This window comes from Paenibacillus sp. FSL k6-2145 (genome assembly GCF_037976585.1).
In the GTDB taxonomy this organism is placed as follows: Bacteria; Bacillota; Bacilli; order Paenibacillales; family Paenibacillaceae; genus Paenibacillus.
This window is the reverse complement of the sequence record NZ_CP150267.1, coordinates 3,455,691-3,473,594: the sequence shown is the minus strand read 5'-3', so window position 1 is coordinate 3,473,594 and position 17,904 is coordinate 3,455,691. Positions and strand designations below refer to the sequence as shown.

Annotated in this window: 14 protein-coding genes; 7 read left to right on the top strand and 7 right to left on the bottom strand. The window is 46.9% G+C overall.

What is annotated here, in order from left to right; translation table 11 throughout:
• Window positions 1-405 precede the first annotated feature (405 nt).
• The 4 genes from NZ043_RS15260 to NZ043_RS15245 form a co-directional block, all read right to left on the bottom strand.
• The gene (locus NZ043_RS15260) at window positions 406-3,681 is read right to left on the bottom strand and encodes a glycoside hydrolase family 48 protein (protein ID WP_249911602.1); all 3,276 of its coding nucleotides are present in this window, start codon (window positions 3,679-3,681) and stop codon (window positions 406-408) included.
• A gap of 88 nt (window positions 3,682-3,769) precedes the next feature.
• The gene (locus NZ043_RS15255) at window positions 3,770-6,691 is read right to left on the bottom strand and encodes a glycoside hydrolase family 9 protein (RefSeq protein ID WP_249911858.1); all 2,922 of its coding nucleotides are present in this window, start codon (window positions 6,689-6,691) and stop codon (window positions 3,770-3,772) included.
• Between the two features lie 413 nt (window positions 6,692-7,104).
• Complete coding sequence (locus NZ043_RS15250) at window positions 7,105-8,844, bottom strand: methyl-accepting chemotaxis protein (RefSeq protein WP_133386653.1); 1,740 nt, start codon at window positions 8,842-8,844, stop codon at window positions 7,105-7,107.
• A 205-nt stretch (window positions 8,845-9,049) separates the two neighbouring features.
• Entirely contained in the window at window positions 9,050-9,601 is a 552-nt protein-coding gene (locus tag NZ043_RS15245; protein ID WP_339312534.1) for an undecaprenyl-diphosphatase, read from the bottom strand.
• Between the two features lie 184 nt (window positions 9,602-9,785).
• On the opposite strand from NZ043_RS15245, the gene NZ043_RS15240 reads away from it, so the two are divergent.
• Both NZ043_RS15240 and NZ043_RS15235 read left to right on the top strand, forming a co-directional pair.
• Window positions 9,786-10,778: an LCP family protein gene (locus NZ043_RS15240; protein WP_249911604.1), complete on the top strand. Its 993-nt coding sequence runs from the start codon at window positions 9,786-9,788 to the stop codon at window positions 10,776-10,778.
• 139 nt (window positions 10,779-10,917) lie between these two features.
• On the top strand, window positions 10,918-12,171 hold the full coding sequence (locus NZ043_RS15235; protein WP_249911605.1) for an acyltransferase: 1,254 nt from the start codon (window positions 10,918-10,920) through the stop codon (window positions 12,169-12,171).
• A 37-nt stretch (window positions 12,172-12,208) separates the two neighbouring features.
• Here NZ043_RS15235 and NZ043_RS15230 read toward each other — a convergent pair whose 3' ends face one another.
• A complete protein-coding gene (locus NZ043_RS15230; RefSeq protein WP_289391406.1) occupies window positions 12,209-12,946 on the bottom strand; it encodes a hypothetical protein in 738 nt (245 codons plus the stop codon).
• A 219-nt stretch (window positions 12,947-13,165) separates the two neighbouring features.
• Here NZ043_RS15230 and NZ043_RS15225 point away from each other — a divergent pair, with 219 nt between their 5' ends.
• Together NZ043_RS15225 and NZ043_RS15220 are read left to right on the top strand one after the other, a co-directional pair.
• Complete coding sequence (locus NZ043_RS15225; protein WP_289391405.1) at window positions 13,166-14,113, top strand: hypothetical protein; 948 nt, start codon at window positions 13,166-13,168, stop codon at window positions 14,111-14,113.
• A gap of 54 nt (window positions 14,114-14,167) precedes the next feature.
• Window positions 14,168-14,410 carry an NHLP leader peptide family RiPP precursor gene (locus NZ043_RS15220; RefSeq protein ID WP_091015589.1) on the top strand — a complete coding sequence of 81 codons (243 nt, stop codon included), beginning with the start codon at window positions 14,168-14,170 and terminating at the stop codon, window positions 14,408-14,410.
• Between the two features lie 75 nt (window positions 14,411-14,485).
• Here NZ043_RS15220 and NZ043_RS15215 read toward each other — a convergent pair whose 3' ends face one another.
• Together NZ043_RS15215 and NZ043_RS15210 are read right to left on the bottom strand one after the other, a co-directional pair.
• On the bottom strand, window positions 14,486-16,384 hold the full coding sequence (locus NZ043_RS15215) for a HAMP domain-containing sensor histidine kinase (protein ID WP_100526916.1): 1,899 nt from the start codon (window positions 16,382-16,384) through the stop codon (window positions 14,486-14,488).
• Window positions 16,385-16,537: 153 nt separating this feature from the next.
• Window positions 16,538-16,819 (bottom strand): hypothetical protein, encoded by a 282-nt coding sequence (locus NZ043_RS15210; protein WP_017690238.1) that lies wholly within the window; start codon window positions 16,817-16,819, stop codon window positions 16,538-16,540.
• A 145-nt stretch (window positions 16,820-16,964) separates the two neighbouring features.
• Between NZ043_RS15210 and NZ043_RS15205 the strand changes: the two genes are divergently transcribed.
• From NZ043_RS15205 to NZ043_RS15195, 3 genes are all read left to right on the top strand, one after another.
• Window positions 16,965-17,126 carry a hypothetical protein gene (locus tag NZ043_RS15205; RefSeq protein WP_017690239.1) on the top strand — a complete coding sequence of 54 codons (162 nt, stop codon included), beginning with the start codon at window positions 16,965-16,967 and terminating at the stop codon, window positions 17,124-17,126.
• Window positions 17,127-17,248: 122 nt separating this feature from the next.
• Entirely contained in the window at window positions 17,249-17,620 is a 372-nt protein-coding gene (locus tag NZ043_RS15200; RefSeq protein ID WP_036611534.1) for a hypothetical protein, read from the top strand.
• A gap of 39 nt (window positions 17,621-17,659) precedes the next feature.
• Window positions 17,660-17,851: a hypothetical protein gene (locus tag NZ043_RS15195; protein WP_289391395.1), complete on the top strand. Its 192-nt coding sequence runs from the start codon at window positions 17,660-17,662 to the stop codon at window positions 17,849-17,851.
• The last annotated feature ends 53 nt before the right edge of the window (window positions 17,852-17,904 follow it).

Genomic DNA, 17,904 nt, shown 5'->3' with positions numbered 1-17,904 from the left:
AACTTGAGTACTAAGTATCAGGGTTTGTCCATAATCTGCTGGAAAAATTCACTGCTGATCCCTTCTTTTTGAAAGGTTAAATTATTGTAACTATTTGATGTGCTTGATTTTTCCGCGATACAAGGGCTAGGTCGTTTCTCATTCAGGGCATATGCCATATGACCTATATTTTAATGTTTAAAATCGCAAATATGGTAAACATTACTATGATTCATTTGCCGATTACCGTTCCCCGAATTCACATTTTTGCCTCCAGCCTCAATACGGATTGATTTATCAGCAGTGTCCGTTGATTATTTCGTATTCCATTTTTGCTTTTCCATAAAAAAAGAAAAGCCAGGGATTTCTCCCCGGCTTAACCTGTATGATGAGTAACATCACTCTACAATTGGTCGATCAACTCATTTAAGGTTCAATTCCCCATACCTTGGCGCCATCCTGATAAGCTGTCACTTTTGTCCAGGCACTGAAGGCCGTTTGGGTGGAATCAAAGGAATAATCATTGGTTTGATCAAAATTCGTCCAGTTGTTTTTCGAGAAACGTCCCTGGATGATTCCGGTCTCGGCACCAGCGGCCAAACTGCCGGCACCCGCTTTGAATTCAATCTCCAGATACGTATCTGCCGTGCCCTTGGCCGGATCTATCGAAACAAAATGCCCTTCCACGTTACCACTGCCAATCTGTGCATAATCACACCAGAAACTCAGATCAGCGGCACTATCCTTCGTGAAATAATACCGGACCTTCACTTTGCTCAAGTCCACCGCAGTTGTACCTGTATTCTTCAAATTAAATTGTGGAGTAATCGCATTGACCGAAGTTCCTGAACTACCATTACGGTATTGTACTTCAAGCGTTCCCGTTGTGACTGGAGGTGCTAATGGAGTCAACACCAATACATTTGAATTCGTCTGACCACTCGTATTACTGGCTACGACTCTATAATTATAAGCTGTACCATTAACCGCTGTAGCATCGGTATACGTCAGTGCAGTCAAACCTGTTGCCAGATCAGCATATGCCCCGCTGCCTACCGAACGTTGTACCTTATAACTTGATGCTCCAGTTGATGCAGTCCATGTCAGTACCGCCTGGGCATCGCCAGCCGTTCCAGTAAGGTTGAATACACCTGGCACAACGGTACCTGCGAGTGGTGTTGCAGATGCCTGTGTCGACGGTGCAGACTCACCTACGGCATTCACCGCAGTGATCACATAATAATACGTTGTGCCGTTGGTCAAGCCTGTATCCGTGAATGTTGATCCTGTGACCCCTGTTGCTACAGACGTATAAGGACCACCATTCACCTCTGCACGTTTCACGGTATACGAGGCTGCACCAGCGGCTGCGTTCCAATTCAGAACCACTTGCTCACTTCCTCCAGTTGCTGTTACGCCAGCAGGAGCAGCGGGTACTTCCACTTCCGGACTATCGGAATCTCCGAGGAGACGATCATACTCGCCGTAGGCTGTAGCCATATCCACTTGTGACCAGAACCGGTGATACGTAAAGGTAGGTGCACCGTTTTCCCACTGCTTCGTGGTCGGATTATATGACGTTTTGTACAGATTATCCAGGTAAGCCCACGCCGGATCTTGCTTGATGGCCGGACGCAGATCGGAGTATCCAATGTATACGCCATTGCCGCCTTTTGCCGGATCGGAAGGTACACCTGCTGTACCAGGAATCGTGTTGCCTTGACCAAAGGTTCCAGACCAGTTCGCCGGGATATAGATCTCTTTGGCAAAGAAGCGGAAGTAGTCTTTACGCTCTTCTTCCGTAACAATACCCACACCATCATTGTAATCCCAAGCTGTATCCAGCAGAGCCTCGGCCAAATCCTTGGCTTCTTGGCCTTCCGCGTTAAGTGTGCCGTTCTCTGCCTGTGTTCCCGCTGCGAAGAAAGTCAGAGCTTTAACGTAACTTCCCAGAACTCCTGTGTCCTGCACTGGATCTTTGGTCGTTACACGGAAGTTCGGATTTTCCGTAAACGAACTGAATCCATTCCACTTGTCCGGTTGACCCTGCCATTCCTGACCACCCGGAATCCAGAACTCTCCGGGAGCCGGCGTTGTCGCTACCTGAACATTAGTTCCACCCAAAATGCGCTGTCCAGCCGCATTCAGATAATAGCCTTGCGCATCCGTCACCGGACGCTCACCTACAAATACATAATCCTTACTCCAGTCGATCCACTTCGTGATTACTTTTTTGGCCATCTGGAAGTTCTCAGAGGTCAAATCACCGCTCTCCGCAAGAATATAGTACATCTCGGCTACACGCTCCAGCGGCCATGCCTGGAATCCAAACCAGGTGTTGGAATCCGGATCACGATATACAGGTGCCTCCTGATAAGCCATGTCATAGAATGTACTTACGCCTGCCGGATAGGCTTTGTATGAACCATCCAGACTGTTCGTTGCTCCCCCGCCGATAGCTCCTTCATGGGATTGTAGCCAAGTGTAGAATTCCAACTGACGTTTCAGCGTAGCATTCCAATCTGCCTTCGCTGTTGCTGATTTCGGAATCAAGCCGCCAGCCGGATCAGACAAAGCATACGCTGCAACCGGGTTTTGATAAGCCTGATGGGTATGGCTCGCTCCAATGCGCCAAGCCCAATCCCCACCTTGACCCAGGCCACCGCCCCAAGACGTATACCAAGCCATGAGATACATGTTGGAATCCTTGCCTGTACCCGGAGTCGGTGTACCGTTCTTTGCACTTCCAATTTTCTGGAAGTATTTATCATACATACCATAGCGTAGATAGTCCCCCATCTTCTTCGCTTTATCCAGATATTCCGGATTGTTGTATCCCATCTCCTTTGCCCAATACAGCACCTGTACAGCACGCGCATCGGCATCCGTTGCGTTTGTGTAACGCCATTGTGCTGACGGTACCTGATTTTCCTTTGTGAACAAGCTCATGAAACCTTCGTTTGCCTTACCAAAAGATTTATCATCCTGGGATGGATGCGGAATGGCTTCCCACACAGACTCCTGCTCCCCACGTTGGAAAGTATTCACATAGGTAGCCGTATGTGATGGATTCAACAGGTTTCCATATCCATACCAGTCATCCACATCGACCAGCCAGTGCATGAGATAGGTCTGATTGTCACCATAGGTCGCCTTAAGTTCGGCATCAATCGGGTCTTTACCCGCTGCATATTGACCATTAAGTTGCGATGGATATTGATCTGGGAAAGGTTTTTCCGCTGCATACGTAGCAGGGCTGTTTGGGTTGTATGAGCTCATCGTAGGCTGCTCTTCCTTGCCGTCACCTTCGTTGACCGGGATAATGTATTTCTCCATACTGTCCCAAGCTGCTTCCAATTGGGACCAATCTCCCGTGTAGTGACCATACATGGTTTCCAACCACAGCCAGTAACTATATGCCTCAGACGTCGTCATATGACCATAATCCGGGGCCTCACTCAGCAGGGTCTCAATGGAATGATACGGTAGACCCTCTGGCGAAAAATATCCGTTCGCCGGATCTTTCAACTGATCATACAATTGCAAAAACCGGGCTTCATTAATGCTGTCTGCCTGAATCTCGATGGCCTGATCTGCGGCATGTGCTGTTTGCGGCCCTGCCCAGAGTCCGGTGTATCCGGTCAACATGACGGTTCCCGCCAGCATCGCTGTTAAACTTTTTTTCGCAGCTGATTTCAACATTAATATATACCTCCCTGGAATAGTGGAAATTGAATATAAACGCTGTTGGTCTGACCATGCTGCTCTTCGGCCAATGATCTTGAGCTAGTTACGGCTCCAAGCCCCACACTTTGGTGTTTCCCTGATACCCGGTTACCTTGTTCCATGCGGCAAAAGCCGTCTTGGAAGCATCATAGGAATAATCATTACTTTGATCGAAATTGCTCCAGTTATTTTTGGAAAAGCGTGCTTGAATCACGCCGGTCTCTGCTCCAGCGGCCAAACTGCCTGCTCCCGACTTGAAGCTAATCTCCAGATACGTATCTGCGGTACCCTTCGCCGGATTCACTGCGACAAATGTACCTTCAACATTGGCCGTGCCCATCTCGGCATAATCACACCAGAAAGTCATTTGATCCGCACCATCCTTGGTGAAATAATATCGGATCTTTACGGTACTGAGATCAATCGCTTGTGTTCCGGTATTCTTCACGTTGAACTGCGGAGTCACCGCATTACTTGAATCCCCGGACCCTCCGCTGCGGTACTGCACTTCGAGTGTACCGGTCGTCACCGGAGGTGCAGAAGGTGTCAGTGCCAGGACATTGGACAGTGTCTGTCCGTTCGCATTCACAGCTGCAATCCGGTAATTGTATGTGGTGCCATTCAGCGCTGTTGTATCGGTGTAAGTCAACACGGACAATCCGGTTGCCACATCCGCATATGTCCCACCTGCCACCGAACGTTGTACCTTATAGGTAGTAGCGCCCGAGGCTGCTGTCCAGGTCAGGACCGACTGCGCATTACCAGCTGTCCCACTTAAAGTCAGTGCTCCCGGCACCGTCGAAGCTGCTTGTGGGGTAGCCGACACCTGCACAGAACCCGATGATTCCCCTGCTGAATTCACAGCAGTCACTACATAATAATAAGTCGTCCCGTTGGTCAGCCCCGTGTTTGTGTAGGTCAATCCATTAACCCCTGTCGCAACAGTTTTATATGGTCCTCCACTCACCTCGGAGCGCTTCACCGTATACGATTCAGCCCCGGATACAGCGGCCCAAGTCAGGTTAACCTGACTACTTCCCGCTACAGCCTGCACGCCAGCAGGTGCGCTTGGAACCGTGACTGGTGTAACACCAGGCTCCTGTCCATACACCTTTACCCCTGCATCATAGACTGGAAGGTATATACTCTTCACAGGAGTGCCTGTGGTCAGCGTCTGGAACGAATGATCATTACTTGCATTCCATGCACCCTGTGGGCCTGTAATGCGGAACTGTACTTCTTTACGATAATTTCCTTCCCCACCTGGATAGATCTTGGTATTACCGAAGTTCGCCGTAATGGCATAGATATGCTGGGCTGCATTCACCACAACGGGTTGGGATACCGTCGCCCCCTCTGTATAGGAGGTTGTCACTTGCACGTCCGATACCGTACGTCCGGCAGCATACACTTCACTCAAATCCAGGAAATACTTAAAAGACAGTTGATCTCCCATTCGGGCAGGCCAAGCGGAACGATTATTAAGCTGTGCTCTGATTTCCGTATAATTGGCACCTGATGATTTAATTGCAGCCTCCACAAAGAACTCATCTCCCTTCACCTCAGGTGCAGGGAAGTTCGCAAGGGGCTGATGATTCTGACCAAATAGCAAATTCATCTTTGCCAGTGCGCCGGTAAAACCAGCATTGTAATCGGTTGCGACCTCATTACTCACGTAATCCCCGATATCATCGGTATATCCATCCGATGCATCCGGGCCACCGACCATGGCACCATACAGAATGTGGCGATGGTTAGCCGGGATATCTTCGTTATTCAGCCATGAACCGTGAGCGGTCCGATGATGCGGATGTTGAGGTGCATTTTGCCCATATCCGACCACATAACTGCTCTGACGTGGATTATCGCCCAGAATATAATTCATCTGTGAGACAGCAAAATCCTGATATCTTGACTTTTTCACAGGATCACTGACCCAGTCGGAGTATACAAAAGAAATAAAGGATGCATTCGCTGCATATCGGAGCGAGCCCCACTGATCCAGCCACGCCAGACCTCCTGGCGTATACTTGACTCGTGTCCCATTGACTCCAACCGTCCAATAATCCAGATTGCGCTCAGTCGACTGAATAAATCTCGTCGCCTCCGGCATGTTCAAACTGGACGTAATACGGGCAAGCAGGATCTGGGCACCATAATGTTTACTGTCCCAACCTTGTGTCCAGGTATACGGCCAATTGGCTGAGCCTCCGCTAGAAGACCACCGGTCCGTAGCTGCAATGGCTTTGGACAAGTAAGCGCTATCATTAGTGGCTAAATAAAGCCATGCTCCGCCCCATGCCAGCTCGTCTTCGTATCCTGTCCACGAATTATAGAACGCTGCAGCATCAGTGATACAATCGGTGTATTCCCCCCGATATGTATCTGCGAAGTTATACAACTCTTTCGCATGTTGGAGCAGTCTTGCCGAATATGCCGGATCATCATCTGCAAATACAATCGATGACGCTGCCAGTGCTGCAGCCGTTTCTGCCGCCAGATCACTGCCCGGGCATGAAGCATCGATCTTGAACGAAGGACGGTTCATCTGCATGACTTCTGCGGGTCCCCACCAGGCATGGTCGGTATTGCCTGCCCCTACTTGTCCCCATAATTCATTTGGTTTCGTATGCGCTTTCATAAAATAGTCGGTCGCCCATCGGATATTATCCTTGATCTCCTCCAGTTGTCCGGCCTGTTCATATCCGTCGCCGTATTCCACGACAGACCAGGCGAGCATCGTTGCGGAAGCAGCCATCGGAAAACCAAACTTCACATGATCTCCGGCATCATACCATCCTCCGGTCAGATCAACGCCTACATCAGCCCCATCCTGCATGCCCGAATTACCACGCCATTCGACCCGATTACTCGCTGGCAACGTGCCCGAACGCTGTGCCTCATAGAAGTAAATGGCCTTTTGCAGTGCTTCAGCATAGTTCTGATTTCCGACGGCCGCATCCGCCTTAGGAATTCCTGTGCCCATCGATAAACTCCCTGCCAGTAGTCCTGCCGATAACGCGATCATAGCGACTCGTCTCCACCAGCTCCCCTTCATGTTCAACTATTCATCTCCTCTTCATCAATATTCCGTATGCATTACTCTGGACTGCAAGTTTATATCGCTCCTCCCCATGGTGTATTTCAGTGTAAGTTCCACCATTAATTACCATTATAGCCGTTTGTTTCACTAGCTATATAAGCGTTGGTGACTTCTGAAATAACATTGTTGTGACCTGCTCTGCGTCATGCGACAAAAAAAGCTGTTTCTCTAACACATATACGCGTTAGAGAAACAGCTTCTCGCCCTTGCTATCATCAACAGTATAAATCGAATGGCATTCTGACCATCCTGTCAGTATGTTTCTGTACACCTTAGGTGTCAGAACATCTCATTGGTTACACTTTGAACTTGTTAATCTGCTCCTGCAGTTCTTCGGCCATTTTGGATAATGAACCTGCGGATGATGCAATCTCTTCCATCGAAGCCAACTGCTGCTGAGTAGCGGCAGATACATTATGAACCCCGCCCGCTGCCTCTCCAGCAATGTTGGAGATTTGACTTACATATCCTACAACCTCAGTTGTACTCGCCGACATTTCCTCTGAACCAGCGGATACTTCTTGAATTTCACCCGCTACTTTGTTGACCGCATCCGAGATCTGCTCGAACGCTTGTCCTGCCGCAGTAACCATCTCGATTCCTGCTTCTGTCTCACTGCTGTTCACTTTGACTGCCTGAACAGCATGATCCGTATCTTTCTGAATCAATTGAACGAGATCCGTAATTCTTTGCGCAGAAGTAGAAGATTCCTCAGCCAACTTACGCACTTCTCCCGCAACTACGGCGAAACCACGTCCATGCTCTCCTGCTCGTGCGGCTTCAATGGCTGCATTCAGTGCAAGCAGATTGGTCTGCCGGGCAATGTTGTTGATTACCTCGGTAATGGTTCCAATCTCTGCTGAACGTTCCCCCAGCCCTGTAACCAATTCAGTAAGCGAAGCAATGGAATTTCGAACAGAACCCATCTGTTCAACCGCTTGTTGAATAATCATATTTCCTTCGGAAGATTGATTTGCCGCATCTACAGCAGATACGGATACACTCTGAGCAAGCTCGGCAATCTGCTCTGATCCGAGAGCCATCTCATTCATCGCCTGTGAAGAACGCTTCACAATATCAACTTGATCAGACGTACCTACAGCCAGTTCTTCGACCGTTTGGGAGATCTGTTCCGAGGCTTGAGTATTTTGCTCTGCACTTGCAAGAAGCTCCTCCGATGAAGCGGCTACCTGTTCGGAAGTCATCGATACCGATTCAATCATGGAGCGCAAATTGCCACTCATGGTATTGAAGGAAGCTGCCAGTGTGCCCAATTCATCCTTGTTCTTAAGCACAATCGTCTCACCCGTCAGATCACCGTTGGCAATGGCCATGGCTGCTTCATTCATCTTTTTGATTGGACGTGAGATGATGCTTGCAATGAAGAAGGCAATAAATACAGCTGCCAGGAATGCAAAAATCGTCACTGCCAAAATCACATTAAATGTATTCTCCGCTAACACAACAGACCCATTCGTTGCCGCTTCCGACCCTTCATTGCCCATGGTAATTAACTTGGCGAGTGTATCGTTGGCTGTATACCACAATGGATAAGCCTCGGTATGAAGTTTGCTTGCTCCCGCATAATCGTTTTTCAGACCCAATTCGATGAATGCAGGCATTTTTTCCAGATAGGTATCATAGTTCTTACTAAAATCCTCATTATATAGCTTAAGTGCTGCTTCATTGCCTGCAATGTACGTTTGCAGTTGTACTCGTTCATCTTCAATCTTGGTGAGAAGCAGCTGCAAAGCTTCATTTAGCTTGGCCGTTTCGTCTTCATCCTGTTCTACAATGACGGCCAGTGCGAGTCGTTCTACATCTGATACATCACCATTCATCATGCCCAGCAGGCTTACACTAGGCATCCATGTTTGATCCACTTCATTCGCCTTGCTCGACATATTATGGATTTGGACTAATGCATAGACACTTACAAAAACCAGCATAGCCACAACTACAAGAAAACCAGTTAGTAACTTGCCTCGAATCGTTAACTTCAATATCCCCAACTTATTCCCCCGCGTGTCTTCCATGTGTCCCACTCCTCAAAATAATACATATTTATAGTATATCGTCACCTATCGTCATGAATTGTAGATGTTAGAATTCATTTTCTATAAATTTCGCTTAACTTCGAATATAACGCAAAAGAAGTCTCCCATCTTTGGCAGAACCAGAGAAAGAGACTTCTTTATTGAACAAAACTATTACGATTTCGCTCCATATTACGTGCAGAAGCTAACGAAAAACACGTCGGTGTATGTTAATGAAGAAGTCGGGAACCGACTTGGTATAATTGCGGGTCTTAATCAGAATCACACTAATCAGACTACCCAGAAGGAATCCACCCAGAATATCTCCTGGATAATGCACACCAACATATACACGCGATACCCCTGTCAACACAGCCAGTAACAACATCCATGACCCGAAGCGACGTCCAATAAAGAATGAAGCAGCCGCTAGAGCAAATACAAAGGAAGCATGTTTACTTGGAAAAGAAGGATCAGGTACATGGGCAACCAGTTGATGCACTGGCCCTTCTACAAAAGGCCTTGGATGACCCACTGCTGGTGATATCCCCCATTTGGTTAGAACTAAAGCTACAATGGAAGCTACACAAGCATAAAAAACAATTCGCTGTTTCGACGGATCGTCGAGAAACCATACGATAACGAGCAGTGCGATCATGACCCAAACCGCATACTCGGATGATGTGATCATAAACCAGTCCAGAAACGGTATTTGGTCTGCAAACTGATTAATCCAATTAAATAGTGATTGATTCATAACTGACTTTTAATACCCCCATTACACAAAACAAGATTATTTTTTACATAATAAATATACACTAACTATTTGTCAAACAATTCTCACATTGACCGAAGTTACGAAATCAAAGAGGACATTTTGCTTTCTTTTTGTTAAACTAGTTTGGGTTACATATCAGTTCAATCATAGAAAGGTGAAGATTATGCTTAAAAAATGGTTATGGGGTACAGCCCTGACCCTGGCACTTGCGATTACAGGTGTCGTTGTATATTACGGATATTCGATTGTTCATTTTGCCAATAGCATCTCCACGGCTTCCGGGACTTCAAACTCGTCCTCTTCCGGCACAGACAGCGATTCAGACACACCAACGACAACGATTCCCAGATGGGAGGGCCAGGAACGGGTGAACATTTTGCTCCTTGGCGGAGACTCAAGAGGCGACGATGCAGGACGCTCGGACTCGGTCATGGTCGCTTCCATTGATCCGGTCACGAAGAAAGCCCATCTATTCTCCGTACTGCGAGATACCTATGTAGCCATTCCGGGGCATGGCAAAAGCAGACTTAATGCAGCCTTTTCCTACGGGGGTGCGGAGCTGACCAAACAAACCGTCAGTGATCTGCTCGGTATTCCCATTCAGCATTATGTCTACACAGACTTTACAGGTTTCATGGCACTTGTTGATGCGGTAGGCGGCATTGAAATCGACGTAGAGAAAGACATGTATTACACCAGTAAAGCAGATAAACATATGTACGACATTGACTTAAAAAAAGGATTGCAGCATATGGACGGCAAGACCGCCCTGCAATATGTTCGGTTCCGACATGATGCCACCTCGGATTTCACCCGTACCGAACGGCAGCGGATCTTCATGACCGAGCTGGCCAAGAAAATGCAGAGCACCACGTCGCTCTTCAAAATCCCGGATATCCTGGAAGCCATCGCTCCCTATATTGAGACAGACCTCAGTCCAACCCAGATGTTAAAACTCGCATCACTTGGCTTCGATATCCATGTGAACGATATCGATCAGCAGCAGATTCCACCGAACAAACTCCTCACCAATGAACTGGTCGGCTCAGCTCAGGTGCTGGGTGTTGATGTAACCAAACTCCAGTCCTACATTCAGAAACTGTTTGAAGAAGATGCCGCGTCCTCAGAGACTCCATCATCAGAGGAACAGAACTAAAATAAGCATCAGATATATCAACAAAAAAGACGGCCATAGCCGTCTTTTTTAGTACCTATTTTCTCCATTTAATGCAGTCTTAATGTTTAACGGGTACCCTTATATGATGAACTCCGGTTCCTGGAGGGAGGATTACAATGTGAAAAAACCGCGAATAGCGGAATGGACCGAACTGCGGGGCATTGCCTTTCTGGCAATCGTCATGCAGCATAGTATCGCTGAGTATATCTATCGCGCTGATATTGAACAACCGGATTCCATTATGCTGACCATGATTTATCATCTTACCCGATTTGGTACGCCAACGTTTGTATTTCTATCGGGTGTAATGTTGTTTTACCATCATCGTAACACCAAACCGGAATATCCTCGCTTCATTCGAAAGCGATTTGGCGATATCTATATGCCGTTTGTTGTATGGACACTGATCTATTGGCTCGCAGTCCGTATTTTCACCCCCGCGTTCTGGCGTGCAGGCATACCCGATTTTCGCAGTCTGATTCGTGAACTGTTTGTCCCGCAGACGGGATATCATCTCTGGTTTGTCATTATGGTGTTTCAGTTCTATATTCTGTTCCCCCTTTTTTTGGCGGGAGCGAAAGCCATTCAGAGACGTATCCAGAACACCTCACGTTTCACGCCCATGCAAGTCATTGTGGCACTCATTGTCTTGGCAGCTGCATTCTACGGCCTGCTTATGAAATGGTCCTACTATAATATGGGGAGCTGGACAGAATCCATGTCTGAGCCATGGTCAACGTTGCTGCAATATCGCTCCTATTCATGGGTGATGTACTGGTTCTACTTTTTACTGGGTGCCGTATGTGCCTGGTCAGTGGATAGCTGGAGGAGTTGGACCACCAAGGTGCTGCCATGGACGATCTGTCTGTTTATAGGGATGTATATATGGCTTGGTTACGATGTGCTGCGTGGGTCCGGGGATGTTGTTAATCTGAATATCTCCACCTATCTGAAACCAACCACATTCCTGATCATTATGGCTCAGATGTTTATGATGTATGGTTTCCTTGTACTAATGCGGGGCAAAGATACACGGTTTCAGCGCCTGTTATCCTGGATTGGCCGCTATTCATTTGGTGGATATCTGGTTCATGCACTGGTAATTTACGCTATCGCTTATGTAACCAGACCGCTTCAACTCAGTGGATGGCATCTGCCTGTAACGTTGCTATCGTTCCTTGTAACGGTTGTTATGGCTCTTGCAATCAGTTGGGCGCTGTCCAAGCTTCCTGGCTCACGTTTCACGGTAGGGTTAATGCGCAAACCACGTTCAACCTCCCATTCATCAGCTGCTGTGGACAAAAGAATTACACCTGAGCGAACTCCGTCACCCGGCCACACTCGCAGCCCGGGAACGAGTGAGCCGTTTTGAAATAAAGAAGAGCGTCCCCTTATGGAGACGCTCTTCTTTATTTCACTTCACTCGAAGTTGATCGTCCAGGAACAGGTTCCTGGGGACCCGGGGCTGGATGCACATTGCCCTTCTGATTCACAAATCTCTTCAGATCACCCGTTAATTGTTCCTTCAGCTTGTCCACCAGCTGCGTTTCACTAATGCCTTTTGCCTGAGCAATCTCAGCCAGTGATTTCCCTCCCTGAAGCTGCGCGTGCAGTTGAGCAGGGGTGACTCCAATAAACCGGGCAATTTCGCCTTTATCTACCATGGAACGTTTGCCATGGTGGGCAAATTCACGCCGCAAGTCACGCAGCGGGGTATTAATGACCTTTTTCAACTTGGTATCCATGTCCGCCTTCGTAGCTGCTGCTTGTTCCTTGGTGAGGCACCCCTCATCGACAGCTTGATCCAGACGCTGTGCAAGTGTAGGCTTCAACTTCTGCAATAACTGCTCCTCATTAAGTCCCTTACGCTCTTTCGCAATCTGGGACAACGTCTTGCCAAGTTCCATCTGTTCTTTCAGATCCCGAAGTCCAATCCCAAGCAAGTCTGCCGTCTCACCAATCATAAACAGACCGTGTCCTGCCTGCATGCATGGCTTTGCTGGTTTGCCGGAGGAAGAAACTTTTGACGCATCGTCATGTTCCTCAGCCCGAACGGTTGAATCAGCAAATGCCACATGTCCTGTTGCTGCTGTTATAACTACGGCTGCCAATCCGGCTGCCATCCATGTTTTCCATTTCAAATTCATTTTTCTGCCGCCTTTCCGATGTCGAAATCCTGTGCCTTCCTAGTTTGAGCCTAAAATCCACTTTTTTATGCCATAAAATACAAAAAGTCATCATTTTTCTCACAATTGATCACAAAAAATCCTATTTTTTTCAGTTTATTTCCGCTATACTAAGTGTAACTTCATGATCTAGTCGAACAGTCCTTAATCACCTTATCGCAGGAAGGACGATATGTAACGATGCGGAGAGATTGGTTAGATCCGTTTAGATCCGATCTGGAGGTCGTGTTTGCTTCAGCGGAACAACTCGTACGGGAATATCCCGAACCCTTTTCAGGACATGCATTAGAGCAGATTCGATCGGTTAATCCGCTGTTACGAGATTCGGGACACAGCTACATCGGGTACATCATTCCACTTTGGATGCAACACTCAGATAAACTACCCCCAGAGAAAGCACACCAATTAAGTACAGCCTGTCTCATTCACATGTTATATTTTCTGAATCAGGACGACGTGATGGATGAACAACCGGAGAATGCCACATTGAAGTTATCCCTGGGTAATCTATATTACATGGATGCTCTTCAATCTTACTCGGTATTATTCAATCCTTCCTCCACGTTCTGGGTCTATTTCAGACAATATGTAGTGGATTGGGCCGTGAGTGTTACGGGTGAGCATTCCATTGATTATTTCCAACAGAATCCCTTGTTGATTGCGCAAAAGGCTGCCCCTCTCCTCATTGGAGCTACTGGTGCACTGCTTCTGCTGAATCAGTCCGACCGGATAATCCCGGTGTGTTCTGCCATCAACATCACACTCATGACACTCCAGATGACCGATGACTTCACAGACACGCAACAAGATGCTGTGCATGGAAACTACAACAGCTACCTCTCCCACATATCCGCAGCACTGAATCACAACTATCCAGTTCATCCTCTAAGCGAACGTATACATGACAATGTATATAATACACAACTCATGAACTCTTACGTAGACATTGCTTATCGCTATAATCGTACACTGACATCGTCTAACTTAGGAATATCGCATCTCGAGGCGTTTAATTCTTATTTATGCAGCACTTTAGTACAAGCTGTTCAGGACATTACACAACGGAAGAAACGGCTCCTCCAAGGCGGGTTTCATCACTGGATTAGCGAGCAACAGTTAGGATTCTGAGCATAAGGACTAAGCTGATTCAGTTTAATTTTAAATATGAAGGGAATGTTGACGATGATGGTATCAGAGAAAACGTTGCATGAGGATATTATTGAAAAGGCTTGGACTGACGAGCACTTCAGACAACAATTGCACTCCAATCCGAAGCAGGCGCTTCGTGAAGCTTTCGGTATCGTAATCCCGGAGCACATTCAGGTGCGTACCGTTGAGGAGCAGCAGAATGACTATGTGCTTGTCATACCTCCCAATCCTTCCAAAGTAAATTATGATGTGAATTGCGGACCTTGGAGAAGTTAAACCGGGTGAGTTATTGGTAATGTAAGAAATTAGGGGTAGGAACAAAAAAAGCCGCTGTATCCTTCTGCGAGTTCGTCAATCGACGAACTCGGCAAAAGATACAACCGCTTCTGTTCCTACCCCTTTGGTGCTTGTAAAGCTGATCTGTCCTTGCATCGCTTCAACAATTCGGAATGTCACCATCATGCCCAGGCCTGTGCCTTTGATTTTATTGGAGAAATAAGGCTCGCCCAACCGGGAGAGTGCTTCCTCGTCCATTCCTTCTCCGTTATCCCTGACATGTACCTTAATCATTCCATCCTGCTTGTACGCCCAGATATCAATCTGGCCTTGTCCCTGCAGAGCTTCAATACTGTTCTTGATAATATTGATAAAAGCCTGCTTAAACTTCGAGGAATTGCCTCGAATATATAGATCTGGCGGAATGTCGGTAGTGATTTTACCACCTTCCAGATTAGCCATCGGTACAAGAATGCCTTCAATATGATTGAATTCATCCGAGATATTGAGCGAGATAATATGGTCAAACTCAGGTTTGGCAAAGGTAAGAAAATCCGTTATGATGCCCGAAGCCCGATCAAGTTCTTCCAGTGCAATTCGCACATACCCCTTATTTTTGTTGTCTTCCTGTTCCGTCATAAGTTGCAGGAACCCTCTTGTCACCTGAAGTGGGTTACGTACTTCATGGGCAACGGAAGCAGCCAGTTCGCTAATAATCTCCATCTTTTCGGATCGCTGCAACTCATTGTTGAACAGCTCCAGTTCCTTGGAATACTCTAGAACTTTAGTATGTTTTTCGGCAAAACGACTTCCGAGAATGGCAATCAACGAGATCACAAATGCAACCATGGACCATTTCCACCATAACAGATGATACGTCCCACTCCGCTGATAATACCACAACAGTTCAGCCACACTGATCAAGGCAAATGTACCAAATCCCGTTGCAAGCAGCATAGCTTCCCGATTTCGCTGCAGCGCTTTGGCGATGGTACCAACCAACAGGATTGTCAGCAGAATGACCAGCACAATGCCAACCACACGCTGTACGAGCAGATTGTAGAGGATCTCCCATTGCCCACCTGAAGTAACATAGATAAATAGAGAGAACACAGCGATAACTGAATATATGAATAGTATTTTTCGCAGTTTGGTGAAGATTCCATGCAGTCCTGGCCCGATAATCTGTTCAAAAAAATAACATAGCGCTGGCATACCCAGCAGCATCGCCAGATCAAAGACTACGGAATACAGGTCACCATATACCTGATAGAACGTATACAAAAATTGCGAGTACGTGATGATCATCGTGCCGATGGAACCCATCACGATGCATAGCGAGATCCATAATCCCTTATGGAATTTGCCAAGGAAGAACGTACAACTTAGCATCGTAATCGCTGTGAAAACAAAGGTCGCGCCCAAAATTACATCAATAAGTCCGTTATGAATATATTTCTCCTGTAACGCGGCATAAGGTCCAACCTGAACAGTACCTTGTATCCCCAGACGGCCTTTTTCATTTTGCGACCATACATAGAGCGTATCACCTGAATTTTCGCTGGATAAGGGCAGCAACACAGCATTATTATCATAATTGTAATGGTAGTTCTCGTAGACCTTTCGGTCTTCCAGATAAACAACAATATGATTGCCTTTAATGTTCTCAAATCGAATGGCTGAACTTTCCTCACTCAACTCAGGAATGGTCAGGCGCGTCCATAAGGAATTCGATCGATCCGTATTGCTATACTCTAACTTATCACTGCCCTGCTTTTCCCATATCTCGTCTGCTCCCTTAACCTCACTGATGAACCCTTGATCGTCAACGTTCCCCCATTTTACTTCCCATCCTGTAATGGATACAGGTTGCTGAACCGCTCCTGTAGTTGCAAAGACTATCCCATGTGGCATGCCTAGAATAATCAATACACTCATCCATAAGATGACGATAGCTTTGGGCACATTTTTCATTCACAGCACCTCAAAGTTCTAATTTTCCCTATCTTAAATTCTCTCATTTATCATTCGCCACCGTTTGTCACGTCACCTTCTTGAGATAAAATGAAATTTCACATTTAAGTCGATTTATAGTCTTATTTCCATTTTATTGTTAAAGTTACCCGATTAATCACGCAAGTCTTCGAACTGGTTCACTATCATTTCCCGTTCTTTCTGTTCAACTTGACTGCGAAATTCAAGCCACTGCTCTGTCTCCTCATCATCATAGATGGTCCATATGTCTGAGAAAAGGAAATCCCGTAACTGTACAACTTGCCCGGACCATATACCGCCTACCCAAAACAAACCATCCGGACGACGGATGACGGTACGGGAGAACCCGGGTGTGGACGCCTTTTGTCCGATACGGATGCGTGTGATCATATTGCCCAGTGTGAACCAGTCCACATGAAATTCCTCCCTTACATATTCAAGCTTCATCATAACATAGGCAAAACAGGAAAAGCTGTAAAAACGGTGGCTGCGATTCAATCCTTTGTTCCGGGTGTAATGGTTTCTCAAAGCAAACAAACACGCTAAGGAGATGATTACAATGAATGAGCCACATCGTACGGTTGAGGTGGAACATAAGGATGTTCAGCATAAATCGGATTCAAGTATGGTCGCTTCCACATTTATTAAATATGCCGCATATATCATTATCTTTTTCGGATTCTTATACTTCTTGGTTAAATATGTATTCCCCAAATTCTAAGGCATTCATATCGTAGTGAACACCCGGAGATAATAACCTGTGCAAGATTACAACACTAGCGCTTTGGGTAACTACGGGGTAAGAAGCATTTGGGCAACCGACAACGAAAGGAAGTGTTACTCATGTCTGACAAACCAATTAGTAACGAAGAGAGCGACCGCTATTATGACCGTTATCAGAGGTCCCGCGATATTCCGCCAGAGACAGAAGTCCCGGAAGGCGATATGGATACCTTTGATGAAGTTTCCGGCAGACGGATTGTAACGGAAGATTCGGATCTGGCACCCGTAGCCGCAACTGCTGTGGACGAGCCGGAATTGGATTCACGTTTGGCTGAGACACCGCTGGAATCTGTACCGGATGCAGATCTTCTGCAACCGAACAGTCCGGTTGATCCTGCTGCACCCGATCCGGATGCGCTGCATGGTACCGATCTGCTTAATGGTGCTGGTGCGGATGCCAAACCGGAGAACGACATTCCACCACGCCATTAACGGCTGTTATGACATCCTGAATGAGGAGGTGCATACACGATGAAGGAAGATCGCCAAAAGAAGGTGCATGAACCGGTTAATCTCGTGACCGAACGGGATATTGACCCGGACTTCGGACTGTTCACTGAGGACTCCTTCCCCGAAGCACTTGAGGACGAGGACCAACGTGATGCGGTCGAGCATGCCATTCCCAAAGAGAAGGCTTCTCGTAAGCCCTCTTCGGATGACTAACTTATATAGATCCGTAGTAGACTTAAAAAAGATGACGTCTGTAATTTCACAGC